This is a genomic window from Paracoccus luteus, assembly GCF_004522155.1.
Classification (GTDB): Bacteria; Pseudomonadota; Alphaproteobacteria; order Rhodobacterales; family Rhodobacteraceae; genus Paracoccus; species Paracoccus luteus.
Window position 1 is genome coordinate 177844 of record NZ_SDEA01000001.1, and the last position, 12168, is coordinate 190011.

Here is a 12168-nt window from a genome sequence, read left to right on the forward strand (position 1 = left end):
TGCATTGCTGGAGATGACGGGGATAACCGCCATTTTTGCTCTCAACCTTCGGCATCCGTCTACTAGCAACTTCTGTGGTTGCCGCCCATTGTGCAAGGGCCTCTGAGGTCTGGGCTGGGTGATCGAGCGCGGTCTTCTGTCAGGCCTGTTCATGCGGCACTTCGGAAGCCGCTGGCCGGGATGGTGATCAGCGAAGCGGGTCCACATCTGTGTCTCGAGCTCGAGTGCTCGCAGTTGCTAGCTGGTTTTCCCGATCCGGATCGTTTCGATCTTTTTGCCCATGAGGTCGTCGGCTTCTCGCACCTCCTTCACCGGTGTCGTCTGCTGTCGGTTGCGCTTGTCACGCAACAGCAGGCGCCTGATGTCAGCCTGTCCGGCTTTCGTGATTCCCCCAAGCGTTCTTTGCCGCCGGATTACCGCTGACGTGGCACAAGTCCGAGCCAAGCGGGAAAGTCGCGTCCACGCCGAAAGGATTTCATGTCCGGTGCGAAGGCCTCGAAGGCCCATACCGTGATCGGACCGACACCCGGCAAGGTTTGCAGACGTTTCGCAGTTCCTGCGCTTTCAGCAAGCAGATGAGCTTTCTGGGTCCGTGCGTTAATGCGAGCCTATTTCTCCTCAATCTGCTGCAGAAGATCTCGGCATTCGTCATGCACCAGCAAAGGAAGCGTTCCGTCATCGGCCTCGAGAACAGCGGCAACGCGACTGATCTGCTCTATGCCTGCTGGAAGAACTTGGCCGAACTCGTAGAGAAGGGCGCCCAAGGCATTCACCAGCTCGGTCCTTTGATGCACGAGGCGCTCCTGGCCCGGAACAGTGCAGCCCGTGATTGCTGCTCCTCGGTCTTGGGCCGAACAAATCGCATCTCTGGTTGGCGCGCTGCAATGACGATCGCCGCCGCATCGGCTGCGTCGTTTTTCTGGCGCTTGACGAAGGGACGCACATACTGCGGAGGGATCAACAGGATCTCGTGGCCAAGCTGCATCAGTTCACGTGCCCAGTAATGGGCGCTGCCGCAGGCTTCCATCGCCACCACAGCCGAGGGATGCCGCGACATGAACCGCAGGAACTGGCCGCGAGGCAATTTCTTCCGGAATACCGGTCGACCGTCAGCTGCTGCACCGTGTAGCTGAAAACCGCCTTTGCCAGATCAACGCCGATGATCATGTCCGTCATCTTGCCGCCCCTTCTCTGTTTCGTGGCAAAGAACAACCACTATGCTGGCACCTCTCGATGCCGTTTGGAGAGGGCGGCAACCATCCCATCTGTATCGTTCAGCCGGCTTGGACGGCCCACGACTTCCGCGATCTGCATAGCGCGTTGGCGATGGTGACAAGCTTGCGGGCGACGGCTGTGATGATGACCTTGTGCGGCTTGCCGGCTTTGCGCAGCCGCTGTGCGAAGGCTTTCAGTGTCGGGTTATGATGCGCGGCGACGAGTGCGGCCTGGAACATGACATGCCGCAAGGCACGTCTTCCACCGGCGATGGCGCGCTTTCCGCGGAGCACGCCGCTGCCATGGGCAATGGGCGCCAGCCCGGTAAGGGCAGCGGTCTGTGCCCCAGAGATGGCTCCCAGTTCGGGCATCTCGGCAAGCAGCATGGCACGGGCAACAGGGCCGATCCCGGGAATGGAGCGCAGGATGCAAGCGGTTTCGGCGAGCGTGCCATCGCTGGCGATCTCGCGGGCGATCCGCTCCTCCATCTCTGCGATCCGAGTATCGAGCAGCCTCTTCAGGTCGCTCAGTGTCAACTTCGCAGGGACTTGGGCCGATCGCCCGCAGACCTGGAATAAAGGTTGTCTGACGCGGCAGACGCAACGGCCTGCCCGGAGCCCCCCAGCCGCGTGATGTCGGAACAGTGTTCAAATCCTGTCCCCGCAACCACTTACCTTGTCGACCCACACTGCATCCACCGGCCCGTACTCTCATGCGGAGAGATTCGCGTCTGCATCGAGTCAGAGTTCGCACTTCGGCTTGTTTTCCCGCTCACCTCGGACGCCGCCTGCTCGATCCGGCCTGAGCCGAAATCGCGCTACGGTAGCCGGCAGTACGCGTTCTTGTGCTTACAAAATGCTTAAACACGAAGGACTTGTCAGCCATGTAAGCAAAGGTTCTCCCGAAGGGAACTTTTTATATTATTCATCGATAAGAGAAAATTTGGAGCGGGCGATGAGATTCGAACTCACGACCCTAACCTTGGCAAGGTTATGCTCTACCCCTGAGCTACGCCCGCGCTCCGTTCCGGTGGGCTGCCCCGCCGGTGACGGGGATTTAGACAACGGCGCGGGGGGGTGCAAGCGGAAAATCAGCCCGCCCCGGCAGTTTTCGCGCGTTGACAGCAGCGCCCCGGTCCGCACCATGCCGTGCAGGAGAAAACATGTCCCGAAGCGATCCATTGACCGAGTTCGTCCACGCCGGGCTGGCGGCAGGCCGCGCCCCGCAGGATCTGCAGGCCGCGCTTGCCCGCGCGGGGTGGAGCGGGCGCGAGATCGCCGAGGGGCTGGACGCCTGGCTGCCGCCCGGCGACGGGCTGCCGCCGGTGCCCCGCCCGCGGCCGCATGTCTCGGCGCGCGATGCGGTCATCTATGGGCTGCTGTTCCTGACGCTGGGCGCGATCTGCTGGCATATCGGTGCGCTGGGCTTTGCCATCATCGACGCCCTGTGGCCCGAGCCGGGGGATTTCTACGCGCCGCCCCGCGCGTCGATGCGCTGGTCGGTCGCGGTGCTGATCGCCGCCGTGCCGCTGTTCTTGTGGCTGAACGCGCGCGTGACACGGGCGACGGGCGACGATCCGGGACGGCGGCGGTCGCTGGTGCGGCGCTGGTTCGCCGCCGTCACGCTGCTTTTGGCGGCGCTGGCGCTGATGTCGGATCTGGTGGCGGTCGTCTATGCGGTGCTGAACGGCGACCTGACGGCGCGGTTCGCCGCCAAGGCGGTGCTGATCGCGGTGCTGGGCGGCGTCGTCTTCGCGTGGTGGCGGGATGAGCTTGATGCCGGCTGACCGCATCCGCACCCAGAAGGGCGCGACAATCGCCATCGCCGCCCTGGCGCTGCTGGCCGTGGTCGGCGGGCTGATGCTGGCCGGCGGTCCGGGCAGGGGCCGGGCCGAACGGCATGACGCCATCCGCGTGGATGACCTGCAGCAGCTGTCGGGCCATGTCGCGTGCCTGTCCACCCGCGACGGCCGGATGCCGGCGGACCTTGCGGAAACCGCGGCGTGCCCCGGCCCCATCCGCCTTGCCGACCCGTTCACCGGCGCGCCCTATCGAATCGAGCCGCTGGAGGCCCGCAAGTTCCGCATCTGCGCGGGGTTCGAGCTGCCGCCCGACCCCGCGCCCCGGCGCTGGTCGGGGCAGGGCCGGGACGGCGACTGCATGGTGTTCGATCTGCCGCGTCCCGACGATCCCGCGCAGGCGACCGAGCCGCCGCCGGTCGATCAGGTCGAGAACGCCCCCGCCGCAGGCCCCTGAGCCAGCGCAATCGTGACCGGAACGCCGCGCGCCAGCGAGTTGCTGACCATGCAGCTGCCCCGCGCCTCGTCGACGATTTCGGCCGGGTCGGACCCGTCCGCCAGCGTGCAGCGCACGGTCATCGCGGCGGCGGTGGCCAGCAGCGGCTCGCCCTCCAGCGTCAGCGCCACGTCGACCTGAACCGTGTCCAGCGTCACCCCGCGCCGCCGCGCGACATAGCGCAGGTCGTTGCAGAAGCATCCGCCGATGGCCAGCGCCAGCAGCTCGGCCCCGTTGAAGCCCAGCCCCATGCCGCCCGCCTTGCCCGGTGGCCGGTCCACCACCATCGTGTGGCTGCCGGCCCAACCCAGCGCCGCGCCGGTTCCGGCGACATTGCGCAGCGCGACATCGACCTGCGGCATGGGCGCGTCCTTCTGACCGGCCTTGCCGCGCAGCATAAAGCCCCCAGGCCCCGCCTCCAAAGGGAATCGGCGGGGGGGCCGCGCGCCTAGTCCAACTCGACCATCAGATCCTTGGCGTCGATCTGCTGGCCCGGCGCGACGTGGACCGCCTTCACGACAGCCTCGCGGTCGGCGTGGATGCCGGTTTCCATCTTCATCGCCTCGATGGTCAGCAGCAGGTCGCCCGCCTTGACCTTTTGCCCGGTCTGCACCGCGACCGTCGCCACGACCCCCGGCATCGGCGCGCCGATGTGGTCGGGGTTGGCGGCGTCCGCCTTGGGGCGCGCGGTGCTGGTCGCGCGGGCGGCGCGGTTGGGGATGCGCACCGACCGGGGCTGGCCGTTCAGTTCAAAGAACACCTTGGCGTCGCCCGCGTCGTCGGTTTCCCCCAACGTCAGCATGCGGATTTCCAGCGTCTTGCCGGGGTCGATCTCGACGCTGATCTCCTCGCCCGGCTCCATCCCGTAAAAGAACGCGCGGGTCGGCAGGGTGCGCACCGGGCCATAGACCTTGTGGCGTTCGGCATAGTCCGAGAACACCTTGGGATACATCAGCCAGCCGTTGAAATCCTCGTCGTCCAGCCGGATGTCCAGCTTCGCCTCGGCCCCGGCGCGGGCGCTGGCCAGGTCGACGGGGGCGAGATGCGCGCCGGGACGGTCGGTGGTCGGCGTCTCGCCCTTCAGCACCTTCCTTTGCAGCGCGGGCGGCCAGCCGCCGGGGGGCTGGCCCAGGTTGCCGCGCATCATGTCCACGACCGATTCGGGAAACGCCACCTCGACCGCGGGGTCGGCGACCTGCGCGGGCGTCAGCCCTTGGGCCACCATCATCAGCGCCATGTCGCCCACCACCTTGGAACTGGGCGTGACCTTGACGATGTCGCCGAACAGCCGGTTCGCGTCGGCATAGGCCTGCGCGACCTGGTGCCAGCGATCCTCAAGCCCCAGCGAGCGGGCCTGCGCCTTGAGGTTGGTGAACTGCCCGCCCGGCATCTCGTGCAGGTAAACCTCGGACGCGGGGGCGCGCGATCCCGCCTCGAAGGCGCAATACTGGTCGCGCACCCGTTCCCAGTAATTCGAGATCTCGCGGACCCTGCCAAGGTCCAGCCCGGTGGCGCGCGGCGTGTTTTCCATCGCGGCCACGATGGACCCCAGGCACGGCTGCGAGGTGCCGCCGGAAAACGCGTCCATCGCCGCGTCCACGCAGGCCACGCCGGATTCGGCCGCGGCCAGCACCGTCGCCCCCGCGACGCCGCTGGTGTCATGTGTGTGGAAATGGATCGGCAATCCGACCTCGTCCCGCAGCGCGGTGAACAGCGCGCGGGCGGCGGCGGGCTTCAGCAGGCCCGCCATGTCCTTGACGCCCAGCACATGCGCGCCCGCCTCGCGCAGCGCGGTGCCCATATCGACGTAATAGCGCAGGTCGTATTTCGCCCGGTCCGGGTCCAGCAGGTCGCCGGTATAGCAGATCGCGCCCTCGCACAGCTTGTTCGCGTCGATCACCGCGTCCATCGCCACGCGCATGTTCTCGACCCAGTTCAGGCTGTCGAAGACGCGGAACACGTCCACGCCCGACTTGGCCGCCTGGGCCACGAAGCTTTGCACGACATTGTCGGGATAGTTGGTATAGCCGACGCCGTTCGAGGCGCGCAGCAGCATCTGGGTCATGATGTTGGGCATCCGCGCGCGGATGTCGCGCAGCCGCTGCCAGGGGCATTCCTGAAGAAAGCGATAGGCCACGTCGAAGGTGGCGCCGCCCCAGCATTCGACGCTGAACAGCTGCGGCAGGTTCGCGGCATAGGCGGGCGCCACGCGGATCATGTCGATCGATCGCATCCGCGTCGCCAGCAGCGACTGGTGCCCGTCGCGCATGGTGGTGTCGGTCAAAAGCAGCCGCGTCTGGCGGCCCATCCAGTCGGCCACCGCCTGCGGGCCGTCGCGGTCCAGCATCTGGCGCGTGCCCTCGGGCGGGTCATGGCGGGGGGCGGGGGGCACGGGCGCGCGGGCCTCGGCCGGGCGGGCGCGGCCCGCAGTTTCCGGGTGCCCGTTCACGGTGATGTCGGCCAGATAGGTCAGGATCCGGGTCGCGCGGTCCTGACGGGGGCGGAAGTCGAACAGCTCGGGCGTGGTGTCGATGAACTTGGTCGTTGCCCGGTCCGACAGGAAGGTCGGGTGTTTCAGCAGGTTGATGACAAAGTCGATGTTGGTGGACACGCCGCGCACCCGGAACTCGCGCAGCGCCCGGTCCATGCGGCGGATCGCGGCGTCCGGCGTCTGCGCCCAGGCCGTGACCTTGACCAGCAGCGAATCATAGAACCGGGTGATGACCGCGCCCGCATAGGCGGTGCCGCCGTCCAGGCGGATGCCGTTCCCCGTCGCGCTGCGATAGGCGGTGATGCGGCCATAATCGGGGATGAAGTTGTTCTGCGGGTCTTCGGTCGTGACCCGGCATTGGATCGCGTGGCCCGACAGCGTGATCGCGTCCTGCGAGGGCATGCCGGTCGCCTCGGCCAGGGACGCCCCTTCGGCGATGCGGATCTGGGCCTGCACGATGTCGATGCCGGTGACTTCCTCGGTCACGGTATGCTCGACCTGGACGCGCGGGTTCACCTCGATGAAATAGAACGCGCCCGAATCGATGTCCTGCAGGAACTCGACCGTGCCGGCGTTGCGATAGCCGACGGCCTGCCCGATCCGCAGCGCCAGCCCGCAGACCTCGGCCCGCTGATCGTCCGACAGATACGGCGCAGGCGCGCGCTCGACGACCTTCTGGTTGCGCCGCTGCACGGTGCAGTCGCGTTCAAAAAGGTGGTAAAGGCCCCCGTGCGCGTCGCCCAAGAGCTGCACCTCGACGTGGCGGGCGCGCTGGATCATCTTTTCCAGATAGCCCTCGCCGTTGCCGAACGCCGCCTCGGCCTCGCGGCGCCCCTCGCGCACCTTTTCAGGCAGTTCGGCGGCCGACAGGATCGGCCGCATCCCGCGCCCGCCGCCGCCCCAGCTGGCCTTCAGCATCAAGGGATAGCCGATGGCCCCGGCCTCGGCCCGGATGGCGTCCATGTCGTCGCCCAGCACCTCGGTCGCCGGGATCACCGGGACGCCCGCGGCGATCGCCACGCGCCGGGCGCTGGCCTTGTCGCCAAGCGCCCGCATCGTCTCGGCCGTCGGCCCGATGAAGGCGATGCCGGCGGCGGTGCAGGCGTCCACAAAGTCGGGGTTTTCCGACAGCAGCCCATAGCCCGGGTGGATCGCGTCGGCCCCGCTTTCGCGCGCCACGCGGATGATGTCCGCAATCGACAGATAGGCCGCGACCGGTCCCAGCCCCGCGCCGATGCGATACGCCTCGTCCGCCTTGAAGCGGTGCAGGCTCAGCTTGTCCTCCTCGGCATAGACGGCGACGGTGCGCTTGCCCATTTCGTTGGCGGCGCGCAGCACCCGGATCGCGATTTCGCCGCGGTTGGCGACAAGGATCTTGTGGAACATCGGTCCCCCCCGAAGGATTTCGGCGGCACCTTTCAGCAGCCTTTGGCTAAGTGCAAGCGCGACAAAGGCGTCTAGCGACGCGCCGCGAAAAAGCCCCGCAGCAACCCGGCCGATTCCCGCACCGCGATGCCGTCATAAACGACGGGGCGGTGATGGCATTGCGGATGGTCGAAGACCCGCGCGCCATGCGCCACGCCGCCCATGCGGGGATCGGGCGCGCCGTAATACAGCGTGGCGATCCGGGCGGCCGAGATGGCGGCCGCGCACATCGGGCAGGGTTCCAGCGTCACCCACAGCGCATGGCCCGGCAGCCGTTCCGACCCGGCGGCGGCGCAGGCGGCGCGCAGGGCCAGGATCTCGGCGTGCGCGGTGGGGTCCGACAATTCGCGCGTGCGGTTGCCGGCGGCGGCGGCGACGCGCCCGGCCGGGTCCACGACGACCGCGCCCACCGGCACCTCGCCCCTGTGGGCCGCGGCACGCGCCTGGGCCAGCGCCTCGTCCATGTGGCTGCGGAATGTCATGGCCCGGTCCTGCACCGGCGCGCGGGATGGCGCAAGAACCGCTTTCGCCCCCGCCGCGTTGGGCGTAACAGGGCCGCTTGCCACCGCAGCGACTGCGAAGGAGATCGCGATGACCGACCCCAACGACCCCGCCCGAGACGAGGACGACCGCCCCGACCTGCCCGCCGACAATGGCGCGGCCCCCGTCGATGCGGCGCCGGACGCCGATCAGGCAGCCGAGCCGGGCGACGAGATCGCGCTGGACGCGCCGGACCGGCAGGGCAACCTGTTCGACGACGACGACGACGACGACGACGACGACGACGACGACGACGACGACGACGACGACGACGACGACGACGACGACGACGACGACGACGACGACGACGACGACGACGACGACGACGACGACGACGACGACGACGACGACGACGACGACGACGACGACGACGACGACGACGACGACGACGACGACGACGACGACGACGACGACGACGACGACGACGACGACGACGACGACGACGACGACGACGACGACGACGACGACGACGACGACGACGACGACGACGACGACGACGACGACGACGACGACGACGACGACGACGACGACGACGACGACGACGACGACGACGACGACGACGACGACGACGACGACGACGACGACGACGACGACGACGACGACGACGACGACGACGACGACGACGACGACGACGACGACGACGACGACGACGACGACGACGACGACGACGACGACGACGACGACGACGACGACGACGACGACGACGACGACGACGACGACGACGACGACGACGACGACGACGACGACGACGACGACGACGACGACGACGACGACGACGACGACGACGACGACGACGACGACGACGACGACGACGACGACGACGACGACGACGACGACGACGACGACGACGACGACGACGACGACGACGACGACGACGACGACGACGACGACGACGACGACGACGACGACGACGACGACGACGACGACGACGACGACGACGACGACGACGACGACGACGACGACGACGACGACGACGACATGGTCGCGCCGCCGCCGCCCGAAAGCGGCGCGGAATATGCCGCGATCTATGCCGACGAGACGCCCGACCCCGAACCGGCCGACGCCGGGGATGACGGCGCGGGCGACGCACCCGAGCCCGCGCGCAAGTCGTCGGGCGGCGAGCGCATCGCCAAGGTCATGGCCCGCGCCGGCGTCGCCAGCCGCCGCGAGGCCGAGCGCATGATCGTCGAGGGGCGCGTCACCGTGAACGGCGACAATATCAGCTCGCCCGCGCTGGACGTGCTGCCCACCGACAAGGTCAGGATCGACGGCCAGCCGATGGACGCGCCGCAGGAAACGCGGCTGTGGCTGTATTACAAGCCGGTCGGGCTGGTGACGTCGGAATCCGACGAAAAGGGCCGCCAGACGGTCTTCGACGCGCTGCCCCGCGACCTGCCGCGGGTGATGAGCGTGGGGCGCCTTGACCTGAACTCCGAGGGGCTCTTGCTGCTGACCAACGACGGAGAGCTGAAGCGCCGGCTGGAACTGCCCGCGACGGGCTGGCTGCGCCGCTATCGCGTGCGGGTCAATGGCACGCCGAACGACCTGACCTTTGATCCGCTGCGCCGCGGCGCCTCGATCGAGGGCGAGGATTTCCAGCCGATGGAAATCAAGCTGGACAGCCAGCAGGGCGCCAACGCCTGGCTGACCGTCGGCATCCGCGAGGGCCGCAACCGCGAGATCCGCCGCGCCATGACCCATGTCGGATTGCAGGTGAACCGTCTGATCCGCATCGGCTATGGCCCCTTCAAGCTGTTGGGGATGGAGCCGAACGAGGTTCGCGAGGTGCGCCGCCGCATCCTGCGCGACCAGCTTGGCGGCCTGCTGACCGGCGACCCGGACGAGGCCCCGCGCGCCCTTGGCGCCGCCGGCCGCGCCAGCGCCGCCGCGGGCGACCGCAGTCCGCGCACCGGCACCGAGGGCCGCCCGCCGCGCAGCCCACGCCCCGAGGGCGCCCCCCCCCGCGCGCCCCGCCCCGACGCGGGCGAGCGCCCCCGCAAACCCCGCACCCCGCGCCGCGACGGCGAGGGGTTCGAAGCGCGCGGCCAGCGGACCGAGGGCGGAGGGTTCAAGCCGCGCAGTCCCCGGGCTGAGGGCGAAGGTTACAAGCCGCGCGGTCCCCGGGCTGAGGGTGAAGGTTACAAACCGCGTGGTCCCCGGGCTGAGGGCGAGGGTTACAAGCCGCGCGGCCCTCGGGCTGAGGGCGAGGGTTACAAGCCGCGTGGTCCCCGCGCTGAGGGCGAAGGTTACAAGCCGCGTGGTCCCCGGGCTGAGGGTGAAGGCTATAAACCGCGCGGTCCCCGCGCTGAGGGCCAGGGTTACAAGCCGCGCGGTCCGCGGGCTGAGGGCGAAGGCTACAAGCCGCGTGGTCCCCGGGCTGAGGGCGAAGGTTACAAGCCCCGCGGTCCGCGGGCTGAGGGCGAAAGCTACAAGCCCCGTGGGCCTCGGACTGAAGGTGACGGCTATAAACCGCGTGGTCCCCGGGCTGAGGGCGAAGGCTACCCCCCCCCCCCCCCCCGGCTGAGGGCGAAGGATACAAGCCGCGCGGTCCGCGGGCTGAGGGCGAGAGCTACAAGCCCCGTGGGCCGCGGACTGAAGGTGACGGCTATAAACCGCGTGGTCCCCGGGCTGAGGGCGAAGGTTACAAGCCGCGCGCTCCACGTCCCGAACGCGAGGGCTACAAGCCCCGCGCCCCGCGTCCCGAGGGCGGTTCCGGTGGGCCGGGCGGGCGCCGTCCGGGACCGGGCGGTGGCAAGCCCGGCGGCAAGCCGTTCGGCAAGCCCGGCGGTCCCCGGCCGGGGGCCGGGGGCGGACCCCGCGGCGGCGGGCCGGGACCGAAGCCGGGGCCGAAGGGGCCGCGCGGCGGCGCTGGCGGTCCTCGCGCTGGCGGGCCGCGTCCCGGCGGGCAGGGGCGTCCGCGGGGCTGAGGCCTCCACCCCAGGGATGCGGGGCCGCTGGACTGACCACCAGCGCCCCGGTCCACTTCTTCACCCGCCCAAAAAAAGGGGCCGCTGGCGCAACCAGCGGCCCCTGTCATGTCCGGCGGGGTGGGCGTTATTTCGTCAGGATCAGCTTGCCCGCGCGGGTGATGCGCAGGTTATAGACCTGGTCCCCCAGCGCGATCAGGGCCTGGTTGCCGCCGCCGGTCAGGGCGTTGGCGTCGTGCAGCGGCATGTTCAGGGCGATGCTGCGGGTGAAATCGGTCGGGTTCAAGGCAGTCATGGCGCGGCTCCGGGTTTGTCCTAAGTCAAGCCTGACGGAATCGCTAACCTATGTCAAAGCGAATTTGTCGGGTAAGCTTCATTGCTGCGGGCACCCGCCGATCGTGGCGGCCAAAGCCTCCAGCACCGCGGGGTAAAGCTGCGGTCCCGGCTCAAGCCCGCTGCCTTCGGGGTCCAGCGGCGGACCGATGGCGATGCCGCTGCCCTCGACCACCGTGGTCAGGGTCGCGGCATCGTGGTTCGCTTCGGGAAAGGCGCAGGCCGCGCCGGTCGCGGCCAGTTCGCGGCGCAGCCCGGTCAGGCGCGCGGCCCCCGGCGTCGCCGCCCCGCCCGACGCCACGGCCAGCGCCGGGCGCAGGCCATAGTGATCGGTGAAATAGCCGAACGCATCATGCGCCACGACGAAGCGAAGCCCGCGTACGGGCGCAAGCTGCGCCTGCAGGCGGGCGTCCAGCGCCGCCAGCGACTCGACCGCATTTGCGGCGTTGGCGCGATAGGTGGGGGCGTTCGCCGCATCGCGCGATGCCAGCGCCTCGGCGATGGCCTGCAACCACAGCGCGCCATTCGTCGGGTCCAGCCAGGCGTGGGGGTCGATGTGCCCGTGCGCATGGTCGCCGTCGCCGTGCCCATGATCGCTGCCGCCGGCCGCGTCGCGCAGGCGGGTTCCCGGCACGTCCAGCAGGGTCAGCACCCGATCCGTCCCCATCGCGTCGGCGGTGCCGTCCAGCCAGCCGGTCATCTGCGGCCCGACCCAGACCAGCAGGTCGGCGCGGCGCAGCGCCGACGCCTGCGACGGCCGCAGCTGCAGATCATGCGCGTCCTGTCCCGCGCCGACCAGCGTCTGCGGCGCCCCCAGTTCGCCCATCACGGCCGCCACCAGCGAGGCGGTGACGGGCGCGTCGGCGACGACGGCGGGCACCGCCAGCGCCGCACCGGGCAGGCACAGCAGCGCGGTCAGGAATTGGGTCAGGCGGATCATCGG

Annotated in this window: 8 protein-coding genes, 1 tRNA gene and 2 pseudogenes; 3 read left to right on the forward strand and 8 right to left on the reverse strand. The window is 69.1% G+C overall.

The features are described from left to right. Positions 1 to 345: 345 nt before the first annotated feature. From EPA64_RS17030 to EPA64_RS00860, 3 genes and pseudogenes are all read right to left on the reverse strand, one after another. Positions 346 to 1176, reverse strand: a pseudogene (locus tag EPA64_RS17030) (IS110 family RNA-guided transposase); the annotation flags it as partial. A 98-nt stretch (positions 1177 to 1274) separates the two neighbouring features. Further along, positions 1275 to 1751 carry a transposase gene (locus EPA64_RS00855; RefSeq protein ID WP_134724354.1) on the reverse strand — a complete coding sequence of 159 codons (477 nt, stop codon included), beginning with the start codon at positions 1749 to 1751 and terminating at the stop codon, positions 1275 to 1277. A gap of 407 nt (positions 1752 to 2158) precedes the next feature. Beyond that, positions 2159 to 2233: transfer RNA gene (locus EPA64_RS00860), tRNA-Gly, on the reverse strand. Between the two features lie 144 nt (positions 2234 to 2377). Between EPA64_RS00860 and EPA64_RS00865 the strand changes: the two genes are divergently transcribed. After that, positions 2378 to 3001: a DUF5671 domain-containing protein gene (locus tag EPA64_RS00865; protein WP_134724355.1), complete on the forward strand. Its 624-nt coding sequence runs from the start codon at positions 2378 to 2380 to the stop codon at positions 2999 to 3001. Beyond that, complete coding sequence (locus tag EPA64_RS00870; RefSeq protein WP_134724356.1) at positions 2991 to 3470, forward strand: hypothetical protein; 480 nt, start codon at positions 2991 to 2993, stop codon at positions 3468 to 3470. The genes EPA64_RS00865 and EPA64_RS00870 overlap by 11 nt, the downstream gene beginning before the upstream one ends. Here EPA64_RS00870 and EPA64_RS00875 read toward each other — a convergent pair. The 3 genes from EPA64_RS00875 to EPA64_RS00885 form a co-directional block, all read right to left on the reverse strand. After that, complete coding sequence (locus EPA64_RS00875) at positions 3437 to 3871, reverse strand: OsmC family protein (protein WP_134724357.1); 435 nt, start codon at positions 3869 to 3871, stop codon at positions 3437 to 3439. The two genes, EPA64_RS00870 and EPA64_RS00875, sit on opposite strands and share 34 nt — an antisense overlap. Positions 3872 to 3957: 86 nt before the next feature. Beyond that, a complete protein-coding gene (locus EPA64_RS00880) occupies positions 3958 to 7386 on the reverse strand; it encodes a pyruvate carboxylase (RefSeq protein ID WP_134724358.1) in 3429 nt (1142 codons plus the stop codon). A 71-nt stretch (positions 7387 to 7457) separates the two neighbouring features. Further along, entirely contained in the window at positions 7458 to 7907 is a 450-nt protein-coding gene (locus tag EPA64_RS00885) for a nucleoside deaminase (protein ID WP_134724359.1), read from the reverse strand. Positions 7908 to 9144: 1237 nt separating this feature from the next. Here EPA64_RS00885 and EPA64_RS16610 point away from each other — a divergent pair. Then, a pseudogene (locus EPA64_RS16610) lies at positions 9145 to 9693 on the forward strand (pseudouridine synthase); the annotation flags it as partial. A 1326-nt stretch (positions 9694 to 11019) separates the two neighbouring features. On the opposite strand, the gene hemP reads toward EPA64_RS16610, so the two are convergent. Both hemP and EPA64_RS00910 read right to left on the reverse strand, forming a co-directional pair. Then, a complete protein-coding gene (hemP, locus tag EPA64_RS00905; RefSeq protein ID WP_134724728.1) occupies positions 11020 to 11187 on the reverse strand; it encodes a hemin uptake protein HemP in 168 nt (55 codons plus the stop codon). A 78-nt stretch (positions 11188 to 11265) separates the two neighbouring features. Then, positions 11266 to 12165, reverse strand: a complete 900-nt coding sequence (locus EPA64_RS00910; protein ID WP_134724360.1) for a zinc ABC transporter substrate-binding protein — start codon at positions 12163 to 12165, stop codon at positions 11266 to 11268. Positions 12166 to 12168: the final 3 nt, after the last annotated feature.